Below are 22182 nucleotides of genomic sequence, written 5' to 3' on the forward strand. Positions count from 1 at the left end.
ACCGATTTGGCGATACGCGTCTATGGTCCACGTCGGATAGAGTCCGGTCATGTCCCGCCCAGGTTCGTCCCGGTGTCGGGCCCTTAGCGCAGCCGCCGCATTCGGATTCGCGATCGCTCCCGTTCCGACCCCCACTCCAACCCAGCTCGACGACGGTTCCCTGGTCTTTTGTCTCGATCATCAAGACGACCTCGTACGCGCCGCGATTGCGCTCGACCGCGGCACGCCGGCGGAACAGCCGGAACTGATCCGCGTCGGATCCCGCGACCTCCAGGTCGACGAATGGCGGCGACTTTATCCCGCTGATTTCACGCGCAGTTGTCAGGCACTCCGCATCGCCGGCCCGCGGCCCAGCCCGGCGCCCGCCGTCGCCGAACGCCCCAACAGCACCCCGCATCCGCTGATCGCGCCGATCACCACGCTGACCGCCACCGTCGTCGGAGGCGTGCTCACGTTCCTGCTCACGAGGTCACGCGACCAGGTGGCGCTGCGCCGCCAGGAGGCGCAGGACCTGCAGGGCGCCGCACAAAGCTTCGAATCGGTGGTGCGCCGCTATGTGTACGGTTGGCTGGAGAAGAAAAAGACCAAAGACTCGCCGAGCGAACCACAGGTCATCGAGCGGAGCGTCGAGCTCGCCACCAAGCTGCGCCGCGTCCAGAATGCCCGGCCGACCTGGGACGAGCCCACGGACCTGCTGAACCAGCTGGAGAACGAACCGCTCGGCCGATTTCTCATCGACACCGAGGCATGGGCGCCACTTGATCAAGCGGATCGCCAGCGACGGGCGGACCTAATCTTCAGCTCCCTTGCCAATCTCGCGCGCGATGCCGACCATATTGCTTACCTCCACCAGCGCCCACGGCAACGGAAACCCGCCACCTCGGAGACCGGATGAACCCGTTTCTCGTTCTCGGTTGCGCCGACGCGCGGACTCCGCTCAATCCAGGTGTGCACGGGTCCCACGAGGATTACGCCGACGTCGACCACACGAAGGAACAGTTCGAGGTCTTCAAGAACGAGTTCGGCACCGGTGAGGGCGTGCTGCGCACCGGCCGGCTCGTGGTGGCCAGCGGGCCCGCCGGCAGCGGCAAGACCTCGCTGGTCAACCGCTGTGTGAAGCACTTCCTGGCCAAGGCCCGGGAGTGTGGGCGCCATCCGATGGTCATCGACCTCCGCCGCGACCGGCTCGACCGCGGCGAGACCGCGGAGCGGATGCGGCTGCTGAGCGAACGGCTGGTCGACGAGCTGACCGTCCACGATATGATCAATGCGGACGGCGCGACGGCGCAGCGCTCCACCGACCCCGACCGGATGTTTCCGCTGCTGAGCAAGGAGTTGGGCGAGAACACGATCGTGGCGGTCCTGCTGCCGCCGTCCGGGGACCTGATCGCCGAACTGATCGAGTACGCGCGGTTCGCCCGCGGCAAGCTGATGTTCTTCGCGGAGACTTCGTTCTACCGGCGACTGCGCGACCAGCGGGCCGAGTTCCACTCGGCCGGCGGCACAGCACCGCTCTTCCTGGAGCTGGGTCCCCTCAACGAGACCGACGGCGACCTCTTCCTCGTGCACCGGCTGACCCGGCACCGCGACGAGGGCGGCGGCTGGCCCGACGGCGCCGAGCCACCGAACCCGGCGACCGGCAAGCTGGAGAAGTTGGTCAGCGAACGCCCCATGTCGATCGGCGAGCTCCAACTGCTCCTGCACGAGATCTACGACCTGCTCCTGACCGAGGTGCCGCAGCCGGAGCTGTCCGACGAGCTGTTCCTGCGCGCCGTCCTGCGACTGTCGGCGCCCGGGAGTGGTGAGTCATGACCTTCGCCAACCCGTTTCCCTCGATCACCGCCTCGGGCCAGCCGGTCGACCCTGACCTGGCCGTACGCACGGCCGCCCTGACCACCGCCACCCAGCTCTTCGACGCCTTCCTCCAGGGGGCGCAGCAGGGCGGCGTGCTCGCCGTGATCGGCGGGGCGGGCACCGGCAAGACGTTCCTCTCGGGCGTGCTGCGCGGCATGGCCGACCGGGCCGACCCACCGGTGCAATCGTTCTACGCGCAGGTCAGCGCCACCTCGTTCCGCGAGGTCCTCGGCTCCTTCGTCCGGGCCGTCAAGCGTGACGACGGCGCCGTCCAGTCCGGGGTGCGCCACCTCTACGCCGAGGTGGTCGCCGACGCCCTCGAAGGGTCCGACCTCGGCCGGCAGCTCGGCGTGCGGCTGCGCGACGGCCGTCTCGACGCGGTCACCCTGGTGCAGCGCCTGCGCCTCGACCGCAGCGCCTACCTCGAGACACTGACCCAGCGTCTGGAGGAGCTGACCGACCACCCGGGCATCGCGACCGCCCTGACGCTGTTGCTGCGCCCCGGCTTCGACGACGCCGTCTGGACCTGGCTCGCCGGCGCCGAGCCGGCCGGTGTGCTCCGGGACCGGCGGATCACCGCCGCGCTGGCCAGCGACGCCGACGCGCTGCGGGCCATGGGCGCCCTCGTCCGCGTGGTCTGCGCGCCGGGCCGCAAGCTGCTGCTGACGTTCGACGAGCTGGAGCGCGCGTTCGGCGCCGACCGGCCCGTCACCGAGGAGACGGCGACCGCGCTGCGGCGGTTCCTGGCCGGCTCGGCCAGCGCCGGGGCGTTCGTCGTGCTCTCCGGGTTCGCGTCGTTCCTGGAGAACCTGCCCGAGGACGTACGCGACCGGATCGGTTCGACGATCCAGACCTCGCCGTTCGAGCCGGAGGACATCCAGCAGCTGGTCACCACCAGCCGGGCGGCGGTGGGTGGCCCGGCCGCGCCGCCACCGTTCAGTCCGAGCGTGGTCGAGCACCTGGCCGACCTGACGGCCGGCGTACCCCGATTGATCGTCGATCTGTCGCACCGCCTCGTCCGGGCGACGCCGGCGACGGCGGCGACCATCGACGACACCGCGATCCAGACCGCCGCGCAGGCCTATGTGGTCGAGCGACACGGGGCGTTCTTCGCCGAGGAGATCCGGCGCACCCTGGTCGAGCGGCGGTGGAAGGTCGAGACCAACCGCTACGTCGGTCTCAGTTCGGACTCCCATGTGGACTTCTGGGTCGCCGAGTCCGACGGCGGTGAGGGTTGCGCGATCCTGGTCGCCGACAACGTGATCAGCCCGGCTGAGATCACGCACCAGCGCGACCGCATCTTCACCGTCAAGGAGGGCCTGCCCACGGGCGAGATCCTGCTGGTCGTCAAGGGCTTCCTCGCCCAGGAGGCGGATCGCCAGCTGACCGACCTGACCGGCCGGGCGCCACTGGTCGCGCAGCCGGGCCGGGTCGGTCGCGACCTCACCCGGCTGGTCGAGCGCATCCTCGCGTCGTTCACCGCGCAGGACGCGGTCGAGCGGGTCGGCAACCGGCTCGACCGGCTGGGCCAGCACCAGGCGACGATGCATCAATATGTGGCCCAGCTCGCGCTGTCGATGAACGAGCTGCGGACCGCCAACGAGAAGCAGCTCGCGGAGCTGATGGACCGGCTCGAGGAGCAGCCGCGGGCCGTCGCGGCCGAGGAGACCGCCACGCGGCTCCCGGAGGCCGTCGAGGCGATGCTGGCCGACGCCCTCTACGTGCTCGACGAGCTGCTCAAACGGGTCGACATGCTGTTCACCGACGCGCTGCACGTCGCACCCGACCGGGCCCGTGACACCCGGATGTCGCTGCGCGCCCGACTACGCCAGCGCAACACCGCGCCGGCGGCCGGTGTGGTCGCGCTGCTCCAGCGCCTGATCACCGCGTTCCGCACGGAGCTGCGGCTCTGGTGGGCGCGCGAGGCGGAGAAGCCGCCCTCGACCCGCGACGTCCGCACGCTCGACGCTTTGTGCGTGACCTACGCGGTGGCCTGCGAATATCTGCCGCTGTTCCACCTCGACGAGCTGCGCCACGTCACGACCCGCTTCGTCGGCGACCCCGACGACCCGCAGGCCGACCGCGCCACCGACGTCCGCGCCTCGGACCTCTTCCCCACCCTCGCCGGCCGGGTCCAGACCGAGCTCAACGCCCCCAGCGCGGTCCGCCGCCGTTAGAGATCGGCCAGCCGGGCGCTCAGCTCGGCGAACCGGTCCTCGACGCTGGCCACATAGGACTGGGTCAGGGTCACGCCGAGCAGCTGGCGGCCGCCGCCCAGCCAGCGGTTCATCACCACGCCGTCTTCGACGTCGAGCACGACCGACTTCGCGGACCGGCCCAGCACCGGGTAGACCAGCCGGCGCAGGTCGCGCAGGTCGCCGTCGAGATCGGTGTGGAAGCCCCAGTAGACCCGGCGGAGCCGGGCCGGCGTCGTGTCGCCGTGGGTCTCGAGCTGGGCCAGCCCGCCGAAGCAGTCGACCGCGCAGGCCGTGCCATCGCCGCCCTGGTAGAGCACGTATTGCAGGCGTTCGTCGACCGCCGCCCGGCACACCTCGAGGACCTCCGCCGCACCCGTGCCGGTGATGACCGGCTGACCGGTCGGTGGCCGCAGCTCGACGCCGGCCGGGATGGGCTGGAAGCCGCCCGGGTTCTGGTCTTCTAGCCCGAACAGCTCCCGCGCCTCCGAGACGAGCCCGGCCAGCGCCCGGTCGGCCTCCTGCACCTCGGGCGCCACCGTGACGGTCGGCTCGGCGGGCTGGTCGCGCAGGCAGAACCCGGCGAGATAGCCACGACCGGGGATCGCGTAGGCCAGCACGGCGCCGCGCGGTGTCTCGAGAACCAGCCGGATCAGCGCGCCGGTGCGGGCCACCTGGAGCTTGTCGTGCAGGTCGAGGCAGGAGCCCACGACACCCTGGACGGCGATCCGGGCCTGCCGGCGGCGCACCGGGTCGATCTCGAACTGGTCGATCGAGAACGCCAGGTCACCGTCGGCGACCAGGCTCAGGTGGGTCACGTTGGGGATCCGCCGCGCGAGCTCGGCCGACGAGAACAGCAGGTCGTGAAAGTCGTCCACCGGAGGCGGATCGATGTGGACACCCGCGAAGGCCTGCGTCACGCCTCACACCTCCGGCACGTCGATGTCGATGAACAGCGTCAGCGGCACCCGGCGCGGGCCGCCGCTGACATATTCGGCCGCCGCCCGGGTGTAGGGGTGGCCGTTGCCGAGGAACTCCTCGCACAGCCCGAAGCTGTGCAGCGCGGCATCGTCGCGGCCGCCGGTCATCCCGCCGAGGTTGAGCTGGGCGGCGAGCACCCAGGGATGGACCTCGCCGAGCCGGCCCGCGAGACCCTCGACGGCCTGCTGGGCCTGCGCCCGTGCCTCGTCGCCGCGCTGCGCGCCCCACAGCGTCACGGCCAGGTTGGCCCGGGCGACCTCGATGAACGGGTGCGCCGCGACCAGCGCCTCGGTGTAGCCGTCGAGGCACAGCTCCGCGAGGTCCTTGGCCTCTTCGAACTCGCCCAGCCGGAACAGGTCCATGGCGAGGCTGAGGCGGGCGGCCTGCGTACGCGGATGGTTGGCGCCGAAGGTGTGGCGGTAGCCGTTGACGGCCTCGTTGTCGAGCTGGCGCGCCACCGCGTAACGCCCGAGCCGGCGCTCGGCCACCGCCAGATGTCCCTTGATCCGCAGCACGTCGGGATGGTTGGCGGACTGGAACTTGCGGACCCGGTCGAGGGCGGCGTAGAGCCGGCGACTGGCCTCGCCGTAGCGACCGAGCTCGCGCTGGAACCCGGCCGCCGCGGCCATCGACCACCAGGTCAGCGGATCGTCTGGGCCGAAGAGGGCCTCGCGTCGGGTCAGCGTGTCCTGCTCGAAGAAGAAGGCCCGCTCCGGGTAGCCCGCGAGGAAGCACGAGCTGGCCAGGTTGTGGCTGGCCTGCAGCGTCTGCGGGTGGTCCTCGCCGAAGAGCTCGCGGTAGCGGTGCCAGGTGCCCTGGTCCTGCGCGAGCGCCTCGGCGAACTGGCCGAGGCCGCGCAGGTCGCCACTCATTCCCCGGCGGGCGTTGAGCACCCGCACGGAGCGGGAGCTGCGTCCTTTGAGGACACCGTCGAGCAGCCGCTGGTCCTCGGCGAGCGACTCGTGCGGCCGGCCCATCAGCCGCAGCAGGTCGGCCCGGTAGGTGGCGAGCTGGATGGACAGCGACTCGCGCGGTGACTCGCCGCCCGTCCAGGCGACCAGAGCCGTCTCGGTGAGCGCCAACAGCTGGGCCCGGGCCACCGCGTCGTCGTCGTCGGAGGTCCAGCGCAGCTGGGCCAGCACCCAGCGCCGGACCGGCCACTCGGTGGAGACCAGCGCGCCGGAGGGCTGCAGGTGCGGCCGCAGCTCGGCCAGCACCTCGACGTCGCCCAGGCGCCCGGCGGCATAGCCGGCCAGCCCGCGGCATGCCTGCTCGCGGCGGTGCTCCTGCTCCTCGGGCGACATCGCGCCCCGGACCATCGCCCGGACCAGCCCGTGCATCCGCAGGTCGGACTCGGCGCCCCAGAACACCGCGAACAGCTCGAGCCGCTGGCCGAGCCAGATCACCTGGTCGAGGTCGAACGGCTCGTCGAGCAGGTCGCCGGCGTCGCCGTCGGCGGCCGCCGCCGCGATCTGCTCGACCATCGCCGGCCAGCGCAGCAGCGACAGGCTCACCCGGGCCGGGTCGAGGAAGCAGCACAGCTCGGCCACCCGCCGGGTGAGCCGGCCGAGCGGATGCCGGTCGAGCTCGGCGAGGGTCAGCGCCACGATCGCGCTGAACGACGCGCCGCCGGCCTCGGTCAGGCGCTCGCGGACGTCGTCGGCCGCCGCGGAGGCGGCCTCCGAGGCGGAGCTGCCGACGCGCAGCTCGCGCCCGGCGGCCAGCTGCCGGACCAGCGCGCCGACCAGGTGCAGGCTCAGCGGCGCCCGGCCGGTCGCGCCGATCAGCTTCTCGCCCTCGACACCGGGCAGGGCCGGCGCGTAGCCACGCAGGATGGCCACCGCCTCGGCGACCGTCAGTGGTTTGACGACGACGTGCTTGTTGACCGACGCCCACAGGTTGGGCAACCGGTTGGCGGCCTGTGGCTGCGCGGTGATCACGATGTGGCCGAAGCCCTCGGTGGGCAACAGGGACGCGAGCGTGTCGACGTCGTCGGCGGCGTCGTAGACCAGCAGCGTGCGCCCGGGCGGCGCCGACCGCAGCGCCTCGAAGGTCGCGGCCACCATGTCGGCCGACGGCTCGACCCCCATCACGTAGCCGAGCCTGGTCAGGCTGGCCCGGACCGCCTGCTCGTCGCCGGCCGGAATCCACCAGACCACGTCGTAGTCGTAGGCGAAGTTGTGTGCGTAGGCCTGGGCGATCGCGCTCTTGCCCACGCCGGCCTCACCGGCCAGCACCACCACGCCGACGGTCTCCGACTCGACCAGCGCGGTGCGGATCTCCTCGAGGTAGGCATCGCGGCCGACCATGCGCGTGCTCGCCCGCGGCACGGAGAAGTGCTTGTCACCGGCGGACGCCTCGGCGAGCGGGAAGCGCTGCCGCGACTCGCGACCCGCGACCTCGACCATGCGGTCGCCCATGCCGAACGCGGCCAGCAGCCGTTTGAGGGCGTCGGCCTCGACCGGTGTGGTCAGGTCGACGGTGCGGGCCAGCGGGAACGCGTCGTGCCGGCTCGGCTCGACGTTGAGCAGCACCGTCTCGAGCGCCTCGGCGCCGGGTGACGCGCGCAGGTGGTCACTGACCTCGGCCGCGACCGGCGCGGCGGCGAACGCGGACGAGCCGATCAACACGAGCAGAGCCCGGTCGGGGCCGGCCAGCCACTCGCGCTGCTGTTGCCAGGCGCCGACCTCGAAGCCGAGCAGGCGCAGCTGTTCGCTGACCCAGTCGGCCCAGGGCCGGTCGGCGGGCGCGTAGGCCAGCAGGGCCCGGGTGTTGATATCGCGGGCGTCGCCGGTCAGGCTCCGCCGGTAGCGTTGCCGCACCGGCGCCGGGATCGGCGGCAGGCTGGGGATCTCGCGGTCGGTGACGAACCAGACCAGGTCGGCGAACGCCTCGAACACGCCCGCGGTGCGGGGTGTCGGGGTCGGCTCGTCGAGCAGGATGCTCAGCGCGTCGCCCGCCGCCGCGAGCTCAGGCACCTTGACCACCCGGTCGGCGAAGGCGGGGCCCAGCCGGCTGAACGCCTGACGGATCTCGCCGATCGTCTGGCTGGCCCGCGGGAGGACCCGGGCGTCGAACGGCACGGCCACGGCGGCCGTGCGGCGCGGCCGGCTCGCGGCGTCGCGGATGCTCAACGCGGCCTTGACCGCGTCGCGGATCGGCGCGTATTGCGGCTGGAAGCAGATGACGACCGCGTCGGTCAGGCCCGCGATCAGCGCGGTGTGGGTCTCGGACGCGGCCGGCAGCCCGACGAGGATGACGTCGTAGCGGGTGCGCCGAAGCGCCGCCCGGACCTCGCCGCTGGGCACCGTTTCCAGGCGGTCGCCGCGGAGCACGGAAAAGGGCCGGCTGGAGCCGAGCAGATCGAGACTCCCGCGCCCGACCGGAAGGATGTATCGGGAGAGTGACAACGGATTGTCGATGAATTGGCTCACCAGCCGGGCGGCCTCGGCGTCGAGAAGATCATTTGGATCGCTGACGCTCATCAGGAACGGGTCGAGAAAGCCGCGGACCAGTTCACTGTCGGCGCCCGAGTCGATCACGAGCACTTTCTTGTCGACGTGGCAGAGCGCGACCGCGGTGTTGGCGATCAGCCGCGTGACGCCGACCTCGGGGCTCGAAGCGGCGAACGTGACGATCGTGGGCGCCGCTGGGCTTCGGTCGGTCATCGACTGTCCACCTCGGTCAGGAAGCTTCGGGGGACTCCATTCTCCCGTCGACCATCATGTTCTGGAACCCATAAAAAGCGGGTGATGCTCCGTCGTTCTCGTGCAGTAGTCGCCGCAACGAAGAGAGCAACGCCGTTTCCGGCAAATCGTCTAGACCCTCCAGGCCCCTGCCCTGGAGGTCCAAGAGATCCGAGATAAGATCGGCGTCCTCACGACCCATGCACCGACCACCGCCTTGGCCTCGCGCGCGATAATGAACCGCGCCATCATAGTCCCTGCGATCTTTCGGCAACCGCACCTAGGACGCATCGCGGAGGCGATTCGGACGTGGCGATTCCAGCGACCCATCGCCTGAGCCAGACGACCTTCACCGCACTGTGCGGCGGCGGGGGCGGGCCGGCCACGATCCGCCAACTGCGCGCGGCCCAACGCAGCAAGACCATTCTGGCGATCGGCGCCGTCGTCGCGCTCGCGGAGGAGACCCGACACCCACATCGGACCCTGACCGCCGACGCGTACGCCCTGCTGCGGGAGCTGGAGGCCGACCGGCCGGCGGCGGTCGGCGCGGCGCTCGACTACCCGTCCGTCGGTGCCTGGGCGCTGCGCACCGCGCATGCCCTGCACCGCGGCGACCACACCGGCGCCGAGCCGGCCTGGCTCGGCGCGGTCGCCGCGACGGCCGCGGTGCGGGCGGGCGCCACCGCCCGGTTGTCCGTCCAACCACGACAGCGCGGTCACCTGCCACTGCCCTCACTCGGCGTCTGCACCGCGCTCGACCCCGCGGCGCCGGTCGAGTTCGTGTCCGGGAGCGACGGCGCCGAGCTGCGCACCGGGCACCGCCGGATCAAGGTCGGCGCCGATCCACAGTGGTCCGCCGTGCCGTGGCTGCGGGCGGCCCACGGCGAGCTGGCCGTCGACCTGCGGTTCGACCACCTCGACGCCGACGACGCGCCGGCGCCGGCCGGTGCCGACCCGCGCACCGCCGCCGCCTGGGCCGAGCGGGTCAACCCGGCCTGGCAGGTGCTGGTCGACCGGCACCATCCGGTGGCCGTCGAGTTCGCGGAGGCCATCTCGGTCCTGGCGCCGTTGACGGATCCACCGGCCGGCACGGTCAGCGCCACGGGCCGCCACGCGTTCGGCGCGATCGCCATGTCGACCCCCGCCTCACCCCGCTCCGTGGCGGTCACCTTCGCCCATGAGCTGCAGCACGCCAAGCTGTCCGCGGTGATGGACCTGTTCCCGCTGGTCTCGGGCGACCCGGGCGGTCGGCACTACGCGCCCTGGCGGCCCGACCCACGACCGTTGATCGGCCTGGTCCACGGCGTCTACGCCCACCTCGCGATCGCCGACTTCTGGCGCCGCGAGCTCCGCACGCCCGACGGCGAGCTGTCGCTGGTCGCCTTCGAGTTCGTCCGCTGGCGCGACGCCGTGCGCGACACCGCGGCCCGCCTCGCCGGCAACGACCGCCTGACCGACCTCGGCCGCCGCCTGATCCACGGCGTGCTGGCCGAGGTCGACGGCTGGCAGGCGGAGGTGCCGGCGGGGGCGGCCGCCCGCGCCCGGGCGGCGGCCGCCGACCACCGCGACCGCTGGGTCCGGGCCCACGGCCCGATCAGCTGACACGACGCCGGCGAACAGAACTGGTCAACCGGAACTCGTACACACTGCTTCGATGGGGATGGATGAGCGCACCACGCGAGTTCGAGAGGTACGCCACCGGCTCGGGCGCGACGGTCCGCGGTCGACGCGGCCGCACCAACGGGACTTCGAGACCGTCACGTTGCCCGAGCGGGACTGCGATCTGCTTCGAGACCTGCTGATCTCCGAGCGAGCCGAGACGGTCATCGAAATCGGGCTCGCATACGCCAGCTCCGCCCTCGCGATCGGGGAGGCGCTCGTCGCGATCGACCCACCACGGCCCCGCCACGTCATCATCGATCCCTTCCAAGATCGCGCCTATTCCGACGTTGGTTGGGATCTACTGCAAGCTGCGGGACTCGACTCGATCGCCAGCCTCATCCGGGCCGGGTCCTCCACCGCACTTCCCGAACTTCTCACCGAAGGCTTCGTCGCCGACGCGGCGTTCGTGGACGGTAGCCACCGCTTCCACGAGGTCTTCGTGGACCTCTACTTCCTGCGAAAGATCGTCCGACCGGGCGGGCTGATCGTGCTGGACGACGACTGGACGCTCTCCGTGCGCACTGCGGTGCGGTACTTCGAGCGGAACCTGGGCTGGACGGCGATCTCCGACCCCTTCACCGGCGGAACCCTGCGCCACATCAACGACGACCCAACCGCCGAGGCGGTGCCTCGCTGCCGCGCCCTCCGGCTTCCCGACACGTCGGCCGAGCCGCCCTTCGAGCAGTTTCATCCCTTCTAGCGCACTCCGCAGCTCCCCGCCGCCGCGGCTCATAGGAGGTGAGCCCGCAACTCAAGGAGGTCGTCCGAGAAGCTTGCCGCGAGGATCGGCAACGCCATCTCCGTCGAGGCGGTCAACCCGCCGATCTTCGCCGCGCTCCGTTGTGCCGGCTACTGCGGTGGCGCGAGGAACGGGGATGGCAGCGCGGTCCGCGGCGCACGACCTTCGTGCTCCTCGTACGCGTCGCGGACCGGCTTGGGGATGGCGCCGCGATCACCGACCGCGTCGAGTCCGAGCTGGGCGCCGTACCGCTTGGCCCACGCCCGGATCGCGCGGGTCTGCTCCCGCTGGCTCGCCCCTTGCGGCGAGATCACCGTCCGGGCCTGGCGGGCGCCGCCGGGCGTGAGGCGGGTGCCGGCGTCGACGAACGGCTGGAGCGCGCGCCGCAGCTTCCCGGCGTTGGCGCTCGACAGATCGATCTCGAAGGCCGTCCCGTCGAGCGCGAAGCTCACAGTCTCGTTGGCGGTGCTGCCGTCGAGGTCGTCGACGAGCGTCACGATGGTCGACTTTGCCACTTGGACGAACCCCTACCTGGACGAACGATCGTTCATGCTCCCTGCACCGTATCCGATCATCGACCACACGCTGGTCAGCGGACCCATCCACACTCCGACACAAGCCCATCCAGCCCAGCGCTGGCATGTTGAGCTCTACCGGCCGGCCGGCCTAGGGTGCGGCCGGCGGGGTCAGCCGGACGAGGGCGGCCTTGACCAGGGCCTCGGCCTCGGCGACCAGCAGCGGCGGCGACTTCTTGCGGCGCCGGACCGCCCAGGTGTGGTTGAGGTCGTCGACGAAGCGTTGCCGTTCGGTGAGAAAGGCCAGCTCCGGATCGGCGCGCGCCTGGTCCCAGAGCAGCTCCTCGGTGGCGGCCAGCAGCGAGCGGCCCAGGTAGTTCCAGGCGAGCGGCAGGTAGGCCGCCTTCTCGACCCGCTCCGCGGCGCACGAGTAGAGGCAGGCGATCGCGTAGAGCGTCCGGGCGTCGGCTGCGGCCTTCGGTGGCTGCTCGCGCAGCTCCTCGGCGGCGATCGCGGTGGCGGCCAGGTCGCCGGAGAGGAGACCGCACTTCAACCGGCGCACGCGGTGCCGCTCGCGCTCGTCGGCCAGCGCCGTCTCGGTCGTCGAGCCGGCGTTGTCACCAGGGTTGGTGACCAGGCGCTGCTCGGCCTCGCCCCAGCTCTCGGCCGCATCTAGGAACGCCCGGCGCGCCTTGGTCTCGACCGTCTCCGCGCGGTAGGCGAAGCCCAGCCGCTCCTGCACGGCGCCCCGGATCGCGGCCGGGCGGTGGTAGGCCCGCAGCGCCGAGCCCACCTGGTCGAGGTCGTCGAGCGCCTCGGCGCCGAAGGCCAGCGAGTGGTCGGCGTACTCCTTCATCGCGTCGAGCGTCAGGGCCGCGGCCAGCATGCGCTGGAGCTCGAGCCGGGTGGCTCGGGACCGCCGTTGGGTGAGCCAGGGCGCGCCCAGCGACCGGGCCGGGGTGGCCCGCAACCGACGGGCGACCAGGCGCAGGGCGACCCAGTGCGCGGCCGGCTCGATCAGCGTCACGAGCCGCTCCTGCCACGACTGCCCGGTCGGGTCGGCGCCGGGCGGCTCCCACAGCGTGGTGGCCGCGATCGGCGAGCCGTCGAGGTCGTGCAGCTCGATCGCCAGGCCGAGGCGCTGGTTGCCGGCCTCGCCGCGGAGCAGCGGCGCGGTCTGCACCAGGCAGCCGCGCGGGTTGGGCAGCGCCGAGCTGAGCGCGCCGAGGATGCCGTCGGCCTGGCCGGGCGCGACCGCCCGCAGGCCGTTGGCCACCGTGGCCATCGTGTCCTTGGCGGCCGACGTGATCGGCTCGGTGTCGTCGGTGATCGCGATCTCGGTGGGCAGCCGGTGCAGCGCGACGTCGCGCTGGAACACGTCGTCGACGATGCCCCGGGCGGCGGCCGCCTCGTCGGCCAACGCCGCCTGGACCCGTTGCCGCAGCCAGGGTGAGAGCGTCAACGCCTCGCCCTCGCTGCCGGCGATCGCGGCGGGCAGGGGAGCGGTGTCGTTGATGACCAGCTGTTGCCGCAGCCGGTCGCGGATCGCCCGCGACAAACCGACGAGGATCACCACGACGGCGACCACCGCGGCGGCGGCCAGCGTCGCCTTGCTGATCGTGTCGGCCAGCGCGCCGACGTCGTCGATGCCGAACGAGACGTTCATCGGACCGCCCGCGCCATTGCGTCTCCAATCGTCCCGGCTCAATCTAGAGAAGAGCACCGCCGTCGGGCGACCCCTGTGGACGATCGTCGAGGGAGGGAAGGTGTCGGATAGCTTCCTACCGTCGCGCCACGGGTTCACGTTCGACAACGTGTGGCCCGCACAGCCGGCCGTCGTCGTGCCGACGCCGTTCGGTGACGTCCCGTTCGGCAAGGCCAACGGTGGCCTCTGCGGTGGCATGGTGTTCGCCGCGCTCGACTACTGGCACGCGGGCAAGCCACCACCGGGCAGTCGGCCGCCGCTGGGCACGCCCCTCTACGCGTTCATCGTGCGCCGGCTCCTGGAGTCGTGGCGCCTGCCCGGCGGCGTGGCCAAGTACTACGAGTGGATGGGCATGCCCGACAACGACTCCCCGACGTTCCAGCTCTTCGGCCGCCCGCTGCTGACCCGGCGCGGCATCGCGTTCCGCACCGTCAGCGGCGAATGGCCGAGCATCCGCGCCGAGCTCGACCGGAGCGCACCCGTGCCGATCGGCGTGATCACGGTGGCGTCGCGCCAGCCGAAGGACCTCGCGCTCAACCACCAGGTGCTCGCCTACGGCTACACCACCAGCGGGGACACGGTGAGTGTGCGTGTCTACGACCCCAACCGCGGCCGCCGGGACGACATCGCGATCACCTTCCGCACGACCCCGGCGGGTCCGACCACCTTCACCCACAACCTCGGCATCGGCGGCCGGCAGGTGCGCGGGTTCTTCCGCACCGGCTATCGCGCCCAGCGGCTACCGTCCGGCGGCTGACACGGCCTTGGCCAGCAGGGGCGCGGTCTCCTCGGGCCGGCTCGGGTTGACCAGGAGGCCGGTGGCCAGCTCCAAACCGGCGTACGCCGTGGTCCGTGGCTGGATCTCCACGTGCCACTGCCACCAGCGCGCGGCCTCGCGACCGTCCACATCGGTCGGAGCGGCGTGCACCATGAGGTTGTAGGCCGGATCGTCGAGCACCTCGGCCAGGCCGCGCAGCAGCACCGGCAGTGCCCGGGCGACCGCCGCCAGGCCCTCGTCGGTCGCGTCCGCGAGGGTGCCCGCACCGTCGCCCGGCACGAGGACGGTCTGGTGGGGCACCGATGCCGCGTACGGCTGATAGATCAGCACGCCGTTGTCGGCGACCACCCGCTCACCGGCTTCCCGCTCGGCGGCGGCCAGGTCATCGATCAGCCGGCGGCCCGTGTCGGCGTAGTGGCCCCGGGCCAGCCGCCAGCGCGCCACCAGCCCCGGCGGTGCCTGGTCGAGGGCCACGAGCTGGCTGTGCGGGTGCCGCAACGAGGCGCCCGCGGCGACCCCGTAGTTGCGGAAGACCACCACCGCGGCCGGCCGCCGCTCCCGCAGGGCCCGGCACCGCTCGCGCAGCGCCGTCAGCACCTCGAGCGCCTGGTCCGGCGTGGCCAGCCGCAGGTCCCAGTCGTGGTCCGGCGACTCGACCAGCACCTCGTGATCGCCGGTGGCCGGGAACCGGGGGAGCAGGCCGGTCGCGGTGCTGCCGTCGGCACCGGCCGGGCTCACGATCGGATATTTGTTGGCGAAGCCCCGGACCCGCCACGGCCCGTCGCCGGCGGGCACCCGGAGGCGCTCCGGCGGGGTCTGGTCCTCGTGGCCGGGACAGAACGGGCAGCCGGTCGACGCCGGGCGGGCGTCGATGGGTCGCTCCGCCCGCTTAGGTGCGCTCAGCCGCCACTCACCGGTCTCCGCGTCGACCCGCGTCTGCGTGATCATGCCTATCAAACTAAGGGATCATGCAACCTGTTAGCACTCGTGTGCTAACTGGCGCTACGCTGCGGTTATGCACGGCATCGCACACCAGCCCTCGATGTTCGACCTGGTCGAGGAGCCGACCCTCGGCCCGCTCGACGGGCGCGTCCAGCGCACCACGCTCACCCGGGGCGCCTGGGTCGACCACCTGCCCGGGTGGATCGACGGCTCCGAGGTCATCCTGGAGCGGCTGCTCGAAGACGACATCGGGTGGCGGGCCGAACGCCGCGAGATGTACGAGCGCGAGGTCGACGTGCCCCGCCTGCTCCGGTGGTACGACGGCGACGAGGAGCTGCCCCATCCATTGCTCACGGAGGCCCGCGAGCGGCTGACCGCCTACTACGCCGACGAGCTTCGGGAGCGGTTCGTCACCGCCGGCATGTGCCTCTACCGCGACGGGCGCGACAGCGTCGCCTGGCACGGCGACACGACCGGCCGCTCGTCGAGCCAGGACACCCTGGTCGCGATCGTCTCGTTCGGCTCGCCCCGGCCGCTGATGCTGCGCCCCCGCGGCGGTGGCGGCGACAGCCTCAAGTTTCCGCTCGGCCACGGCGACCTGGTCGTCATGGGCGGCTCGTGCCAACGCACCTGGGAACACGCGATCCCGAAGACCGCCAAGAAGGTCGGTCCCCGGGTCAGCGTGCAGTTCCGGCCGATCGGCGTCAGTTAGCTGAAGCTGCTCTCCGTCAGCTGACCGCGCAGCTTGGTCAGCGCGCGGGCCAGCAGCCGCGAGACGTGCATCTGCGAGACGCCGATCTGGTCGGCGATCTGCGACTGCGTGAGGTTGCCGTAGAACCGCAGGGTGAGGATCTTCTGCTCGCGCTCGTCGAGCGTCGCCAGCGCCGGACCCAACGCCACCCGCAGCTCCGCCAGCTCGAAGGAGGTGTCCTCGGAGCCGAGCAGGTCGCCGAGCTCGGTCCCGCGCTCGCTGTCGCCCGTCGGGGTCGACAGCGACACCGCGTTGTAGGCCCGCGCCCCTTCGAGACCCTCGAGGACCTCTTCCTCGGTGAGCTTGAGGTGGGCGGCGATGTCGGCGACCGTCGGGGAGCGGCCGAGCGACTGGAGCAGGGAGCTGTTGGCCTCGGAGATGGCCAGGCGCAGCTCCTGCAGCCGCCGAGGCACCCGGATGTCCCAGGTGCGGTCCCGGAAGTGCCGCTTGAGCTCGCCGATGATCGTGGGAATCGCGTAGCCGGCGAAGTCGACGCCGCGCGTGGGGTCGAACTTGTCGACGGCCTTGATGAGGCCGACGGCGGCGGTCTGGAGCAGGTCGTCGGTGGGTTCGCCGCGGCCGCTGTAGCGGTGGGCGAGGTGGTTGGCCAGGGGGAGCCAGGCCTCGATGGTGCGGTCCCGCAACGCGGCCCGGGACGGATGACCCGCTGGCAGCGCAGCCAGGGCGGTGAGCAGCTCCGTCGCGGTCTCCGTCGGCAGAGCCGTGTCTGGAGTGGACTCGAAGACTGTCTGCGTCGACATGGTAGGCCTCCCAGGACGTACCCGATAGCGATCTTTGCTATGGAGCACGGGTTAACCGAACGACGCTGACTCTAAGCCGTATGACAACTAAAAGCTAGCCGAAAGTACGAGTCATCTTTTGCCTAAAAAGGACAGATGCCAATAAGAGCCGCCTAGAACTTTTGGTACATCACGTGCAGGCCGACCAAACCGTGCACGCGATGGTCGAACGCTTCGGGGATCGTCGTCATGATCGTGAAGCCAAGCTGCTGCCACAGCCGCACCGCGACCACGTTGGTCTCGACCACGGCGTTGAACTGCATCCCGACGAAACCCGCGGCGCGCGCCCACTCGACCGCATAGGTGCCGAGCGCCTTGCCGACGCCGCGTCCCTGATGCGCCGGATCGACCATGAAGCTGGCGGTGGCGATGTGCGATCCCCGCCCGGGCCGGTTGGGCCCCATCTTCGCCGAACCCAGGAGCTGACCGTCGGACTCGGCGACGACCGTCAATCCCGGCGGCGCCTCCATCCACCACGACCGCGCCGACTCCAAGGAGTGATCCGGCGGATAGGCATAGGTGGTGCCCGCATCGGTGATGGCGGCGAAGAACGGATAGATGCGCGGCCAGTCGGCCGGGGTCGCCTCGCGAATCTCCACGCCCAGAGGCTAGCAACGCACGAACTTTCATTGATCCGTAGACTTCTTGCAGACATCAGCGCTAGTCTATGACCCCCAGCGGCATCGGCGAGTCGCAGGGCCCATCCAGCCCGGCCCCAGGCCCGCAGAGGAGCGCGCCCATGCCTCGCCGTACCCCCATTGCTCTGTTCGTCGCCGTCCTGATGGCCGCGGCGACCGTCCTTGCCGCCACACCCGCCCAGGCCGCGACGTACGCGGTGCTGGTCTTCTCCAAGACGGCCGGCTTCCGACACGACTCGATCCCTGCCGGCATCACCGCCATCCAGCAGCTCGGCGCCGCCAACGACTTCTCGGTGACCGCCACCGAGGACGCGGGCGCGTTCACCGACGCCAACCTCGCGCAGTACGACGCCGTGGTCTGGCTCTCCACCACCGGCGACGTGCTCGACGGCAACCAGCAGGCGGCCTTCGAACGCTTCATCCGGGCGGGCGGCGGCTACGCCGGCGTGCATGCCGCGGCCGACACCGAGTACGACTGGGCGTGGTACGGCAACCTCGTCGGCGCCTACTTCTCCTCGCACCCCGCCAACCAGACCGCGACCGTCAAGGTCGAGGACCCGGCGCACCCGTCGACCGCCGGCCTGCCGGCCCGCTGGAGCCGCCTCGACGAGCTCTACAACTACCGCACCAACCCCCGCGGCAGCGCGCACGTGCTGGCCAGCCTCGACGAGACCACCTACCAGCCGGGCGCCGGCGCGATGGGCGCCGACCACCCGATCGCCTGGTGCAAGACCTACGACGGCGGCCGTTCCTGGTACACGGGCCTCGGCCACACCATCGAGTCCTACAGCGACGCCACCTTCCGCACCCATCTGCTGGGCGGGATCCAGACCGCGACCGGCGCGAAGCCCGCCGACTGCGGCGCCAGCCTGACGGCCAACTTCGAGAAGGTGGCACTCGACACCAACACGCAGAACCCGATGGAGCTGGCGGTCGCGCCGGACGGCCGCGTGTTCTACATCGAGCGCGACGGTCGCGTGCAAATCGTCAAGCCTGACACCCGGACCACGGTGACGGCCGGCACGATCCCGGTGTTCACCGGCAACGAGGACGGCCTGCTGGGCATCACGCTCGACCCAGGCTTCGCGACCAACCGCTGGCTTTACGTCTACTACGCGCCCAACAGCGGCGCCGCCCGCAACCAGCTCTCCCGCTTCACGGTCAACGGCGACAGCCTCGACCTGGCCAGCGAGCGGGTGGTGCTGCAGGTGCCGACGCAGCGCAACACGTGCTGCCACATGGGCGGCTCGATGACCTTCGACGCGGCCGGCAACCTCTACCTGGCGACGGGCGACAACACCAATCCGTTCGAGTCGAGCGGCTACACCCCGATCGACGAGCGGGCCGGTCGCGCCGACTTCGACGCCCAGCGCACCTCGGGCAACACCAACGATCTGCGCGGCAAGGTGCTGCGGATCAAGCCGACCACCGACGGCGGCTACACGGTGCCGAGCGGCAACCTGTTCGCGCCGAGCACCGCGCAGACCCGTCCGGAGATCTTCGCGATGGGCTTCCGCAACCCGTTCCGCATCGGGGTCGACAGCAAGACCAACACGTTGTACGTGGCCGACTACGGCCCCGACGCCGGCCAGGCGAGCGCCGAGCGGGGCCCGGGCAACACGGTCGAGTGGAACATCGTCGGGCAGGCCGGCAACTACGGCTGGCCGTACTGCGTGGGCAACAACTACGCCTACCGGGACTACACGTTCCCGAGCGGCCCGAGCGGCGCCGCGTTCAACTGCGCCGCCCCGGTCAACAACTCGCCCAACAACACCGGCCTGACCAACCTGCCACCGGCGGTCCCGGCGACGGTCGACTTCGACTACGACGGCAACCCGCGCTTCCCCGAGATCGGCGGCGGTGGAGCACCGATGGGCGGCCCGGTCTACCGCTACAACGCCGCGAGCACCTCGACCCGCAAGTGGCCGGCCTACTACGACGGCAAGGCGCTGCTGGGCGAGTGGAACCAGTCGAAGATGTACACGATGCAGGTGACGCCGGACGGGCGTTCCCTGGTCGACATCAACCAGCTGCTCACCGGCATGTCGGTGGTCCGGCCCATGGACATGGAGTTCGGCGCCGACGGCGCGCTCTACCTGATCGAGTGGGGCAGCGGTTTCGGCGGCAACAACGACAACTCGGGCGTCTACCGGGTCGACTACCGCTCCACCGACGTCGACCTCGCCCCGATCGCGGTCGCCGCGGGCCAGCCGACCAGCGGGGCGGCCCCGCTCACGGTGCAGTTCAGCAGCGCCGGCTCGCGGGACCCGGCCGGACAGCCGATCACCTACGCGTGGGCCTTCGGTGACGGCGGCACCTCGACGGCGGCCAACCCGAGCCACACCTACACGGCGACCGGCACCTACACCGCCCAGCTGACTGTGCGGGATCCGGGTGGGAAGACCGCGGTCGCCAACGTGCCGATCGTCGTCGGCAACACCACGCCGACCGTGCGCCTCACCGCGCCGCCGGAGGGTGGCTTCTTCGACTGGGGCAACACGGTCCCGTTCACCGTCAGCGTGACCGACCCCGAGGACGGCACGATCGCCTGCAATCGGGTCACCGTGCGCTACTCGCTCGGCCACGACGAGCACGCCCACGAGCTGCAGCAGGTCAACGGCTGCTCGGGCAGCGTGCAGACGTCGCTGGCCACCGGGCACGGCACCGACGCCAACATCTTCGCGGTGCTGGAGGCGACCTATGTGGACAACGGCGGCCTGACCGGCCGGGCGATCATCGCGCTGCAGCCCAAGCGCAAGCAGGCCGAGTTCTTCACCGCGACCGGCCGGGTGGCCGGCGGCACCGGCGGCGGCGACCCCGGCGTGGTGCGCGAGGCGACCGGTGACAGCGCCGGCGGCTTCCAGAACATCGGCTTCATCGAAGACGGCGACTGGTGGTCGTTCGCGCCGACGAACCTCACCAACATCAACCAGATCCGGCTGCGCGGCGCGTCCGGGGCCACCGGCGGACGGGTCGAGATCCGGGCCGGGTCCGCGACCGGCACGCTGCTGGCCACGGCCACCATCCCGGCGACGGGCAACTGGCAGGGCTACACGGACGTCACGGTGAACGTGCCGGCCAACACCGCCACCCAGCCGCTGTTCTTCGTCGCCCGGCCGCCGACGGGCACCGCCAACGGCGGTGGGCTGTTCAACGTCAACTGGGTCGACTTCGTCGGCTCCGGCGTCGGCGGCACCCCGTCGAACCGGCCGCCGGTCGTGCAGACCCCGGGCGCCAACCCCACCAGCGGCACCGCCCCGCTGCAGGTCAGCTTCACCGGCAGCGCCAGCGATCCGGACGGCGACGCGCTGACCTACCGCTGGGACTTCGGTGACGGCGGCACGGCGACCACGGCCAACGCCGCGCACACCTATACGACGGCGGGCAGCTACACCGCCCGGCTCACGGTGACCGACGCCCGCGGCGCCAGCGCGTCCGGCCAGGTCGTGATCACGGTCAACGGCGGCCCGACCCCGGCGCTGTCGACCAACGTCCACCTCTTCTACTACCCCTGGTACGGCAGCCCGGCCGTCAACGGCAGCTACCGGCACTGGCAGCAGGGCGGCCACAACCCGCCGAACGACATCGGCGCCGACTTCTACCCGACCCTCGGCGCCTACGACTCCGGCGATATCAGCGGTGCGGTCAACCAGCACATGCAGTGGGTACGCCGCTCCGGCGCCGGAGTGATCGTCTACAGCTGGTGGGGTCAGGGCTCCTACGAGGACACCCTCGTCACCCGGGTGATGGACGCCGCCGCGGCGGCCGGCGTCAAGGTGGCCTGGCACCTCGAGCCCTACACCGGCCAGACGGCGGCGTCGACGGTCGCCGACATCAACTACATCAACAGCCGCTACGGCAGCCACCCGGCGTTCTACCGGTCGGCGGAGCACGGCAACAAGGCCGCGTTCTACGTCTTCAACAGCCTCAGCATCACCGACTGGGCCCCGCTGGACGCGGTGACCGGCAGCAACATCGTGCTGGCGCAGACGACCGATGTCTCCAAGATCGCCCACTTCAGCGGGCTCTACACGTACGACGTGATCGCCGGGGCGACGGCGCCGGGCTGGGAGAGCGCCGGGGAGTACGCCAAGGCCAACAACCTGATCTGGTCGCCGTCGGTCGGCCCGGGCTACCTCGACGACCGCGCGGTGCCCGGCAACACGACGCCGACGTTGGCCCGCAACAACGGGGCGACCTACGACCAGGAGTGGACCAACGCGCTCGACCCGACCAAGGGTGGCGTGCCGACCTGGGTGTCGATCACCTCGTTCAACGAATGGCACGAGGGCTCCACGATCGAGCCGGCCCGCAGCAGCCCGCCGGCGGGGTTCAACTACCAGACCTACAACGGCGCGTACGGCACCAGCGGGGCCGCGTCGGAGACCGCCTACCTCGACCGCACCGCGTACTGGGCGCGCGAGTTCGAGGCCCGGCGCAACCCGACCCAGCCGACGGTCAACCTGGCGCTCAACAAGCCGGCCACGGCCGACAGCCAGTGTGCGGCCAACGAGGGCGCGGCCAAGGCGGTCAACGGCACGGTCAATGGTGGCAACAGCGACAAGTGGTGCTCGCTGGGTGGCACGAAGTGGTGGCAGGTCGACCTTTCCGCGAGCCCGTCGGTCGGGCGGATCGTGCTCCGGCACGCGGGGGCGGGTGGCGAGCAGGCGTCGTACAACACCCGCGATTTCGATCTGCAGGTGAGCACCAACGGCACCTCGTGGACGACGGTCGCGCAGGTGCGCGGCAACACCGGCAACGTGTCGACGCACACCTTCACGGCCCGGGCGGCCCGCTACGTCCGGGTCAACGTCATCACTCCCACGCAGGACGGCAACCAGGCGGCGCGAATATACGAAGTGGAGGTTTACTCCTCATAGCGTTACGTTGATTGAGGACCCGCGCTCGTCGTGCGGGTCCTCAGCCATTCCAGACT

15 protein-coding genes are annotated in these 22182 nt (G+C 71.2%); 8 read left to right on the plus strand and 7 right to left on the minus strand.

Going from position 1 to position 22182, the window contains the following annotated elements; genetic code table 11:
* The first annotated feature begins 49 nt into the window (after positions 1-49).
* From O7635_RS07650 to O7635_RS07660, 3 genes are read left to right on the plus strand one after another with little or no spacing between them, the layout of a single operon-like run.
* Positions 50-895, plus strand: coding sequence for a hypothetical protein (locus O7635_RS07650; protein WP_278079707.1), 846 nt, complete (start codon positions 50-52; stop codon positions 893-895).
* A complete protein-coding gene (locus O7635_RS07655) occupies positions 892-1812 on the plus strand; it encodes a hypothetical protein (protein WP_278079708.1) in 921 nt (306 codons plus the stop codon). Before O7635_RS07650 ends, O7635_RS07655 begins: the two co-directional genes overlap by 4 nt.
* Positions 1809-4031 (plus strand): hypothetical protein, encoded by a 2223-nt coding sequence (locus O7635_RS07660; RefSeq protein ID WP_278079709.1) that lies wholly within the window; start codon positions 1809-1811, stop codon positions 4029-4031. Before O7635_RS07655 ends, O7635_RS07660 begins: the two co-directional genes overlap by 4 nt.
* On the opposite strand, the gene O7635_RS07665 is transcribed toward O7635_RS07660, so the two are convergent.
* Positions 4028-4969: a hypothetical protein gene (locus O7635_RS07665; protein ID WP_278079710.1), complete on the minus strand. Its 942-nt coding sequence runs from the start codon at positions 4967-4969 to the stop codon at positions 4028-4030. The two genes, O7635_RS07660 and O7635_RS07665, sit on opposite strands and share 4 nt — an antisense overlap.
* A 3-nt stretch (positions 4970-4972) precedes the next feature.
* Positions 4973-8698: an FxSxx-COOH system tetratricopeptide repeat protein gene (gene fxsT / locus O7635_RS07670; protein ID WP_278079711.1), complete on the minus strand. Its 3726-nt coding sequence runs from the start codon at positions 8696-8698 to the stop codon at positions 4973-4975.
* A gap of 327 nt (positions 8699-9025) precedes the next feature.
* Between fxsT and O7635_RS07675 the strand changes: the two genes are divergently transcribed.
* Together O7635_RS07675 and O7635_RS07680 are read left to right on the plus strand one after the other, a co-directional pair.
* On the plus strand, positions 9026-10318 hold the full coding sequence (locus tag O7635_RS07675; RefSeq protein ID WP_278079712.1) for an HEXXH motif-containing putative peptide modification protein: 1293 nt from the start codon (positions 9026-9028) through the stop codon (positions 10316-10318).
* Between the two features lie 52 nt (positions 10319-10370).
* Positions 10371-11078, plus strand: a complete 708-nt coding sequence (locus O7635_RS07680) for a class I SAM-dependent methyltransferase (protein ID WP_278079713.1) — start codon at positions 10371-10373, stop codon at positions 11076-11078.
* 149 nt (positions 11079-11227) lie between these two features.
* Here O7635_RS07680 and O7635_RS07685 read toward each other — a convergent pair whose 3' ends face one another.
* Positions 11228-11632: an Lsr2 family protein gene (locus tag O7635_RS07685; protein ID WP_278079714.1), complete on the minus strand. Its 405-nt coding sequence runs from the start codon at positions 11630-11632 to the stop codon at positions 11228-11230.
* A 151-nt stretch (positions 11633-11783) separates the two neighbouring features.
* Entirely contained in the window at positions 11784-13298 is a 1515-nt protein-coding gene (locus O7635_RS07690; RefSeq protein ID WP_278079715.1) for a hypothetical protein, read from the minus strand.
* Positions 13299-13398: 100 nt separating this feature from the next.
* Here O7635_RS07690 and O7635_RS07695 point away from each other — a divergent pair, with 100 nt between their 5' ends.
* Entirely contained in the window at positions 13399-14094 is a 696-nt protein-coding gene (locus O7635_RS07695) for a hypothetical protein (protein WP_278079716.1), read from the plus strand.
* On the opposite strand, the gene O7635_RS07700 is transcribed toward O7635_RS07695, so the two are convergent.
* Complete coding sequence (locus O7635_RS07700; protein ID WP_278079717.1) at positions 14077-15063, minus strand: hypothetical protein; 987 nt, start codon at positions 15061-15063, stop codon at positions 14077-14079. The genes O7635_RS07695 and O7635_RS07700 overlap by 18 nt on opposite strands.
* 67 nt (positions 15064-15130) lie before the next feature.
* Here O7635_RS07700 and O7635_RS07705 point away from each other — a divergent pair, with 67 nt between their 5' ends.
* On the plus strand, positions 15131-15769 hold the full coding sequence (locus O7635_RS07705; protein ID WP_278079718.1) for an alpha-ketoglutarate-dependent dioxygenase AlkB: 639 nt from the start codon (positions 15131-15133) through the stop codon (positions 15767-15769).
* Here O7635_RS07705 and O7635_RS07710 read toward each other — a convergent pair.
* Together O7635_RS07710 and O7635_RS07715 are read right to left on the minus strand one after the other, a co-directional pair.
* A complete protein-coding gene (locus O7635_RS07710; RefSeq protein ID WP_278079719.1) occupies positions 15766-16569 on the minus strand; it encodes a SigB/SigF/SigG family RNA polymerase sigma factor in 804 nt (267 codons plus the stop codon). The two genes, O7635_RS07705 and O7635_RS07710, sit on opposite strands and share 4 nt — an antisense overlap.
* A gap of 152 nt (positions 16570-16721) precedes the next feature.
* A complete protein-coding gene (locus tag O7635_RS07715) occupies positions 16722-17207 on the minus strand; it encodes a GNAT family N-acetyltransferase (protein ID WP_278079720.1) in 486 nt (161 codons plus the stop codon).
* Positions 17208-17347: 140 nt separating this feature from the next.
* Here O7635_RS07715 and O7635_RS07720 point away from each other — a divergent pair, with 140 nt between their 5' ends.
* The gene (locus O7635_RS07720; RefSeq protein ID WP_278079721.1) at positions 17348-22126 is read left to right on the plus strand and encodes a ThuA domain-containing protein; all 4779 of its coding nucleotides are present in this window, start codon (positions 17348-17350) and stop codon (positions 22124-22126) included.
* The last annotated feature ends 56 nt before the right edge of the window (positions 22127-22182 follow it).

Source organism: Asanoa sp. WMMD1127, from assembly GCF_029626225.1.
Taxonomy (GTDB): domain Bacteria; phylum Actinomycetota; class Actinomycetes; order Mycobacteriales; family Micromonosporaceae; genus Asanoa.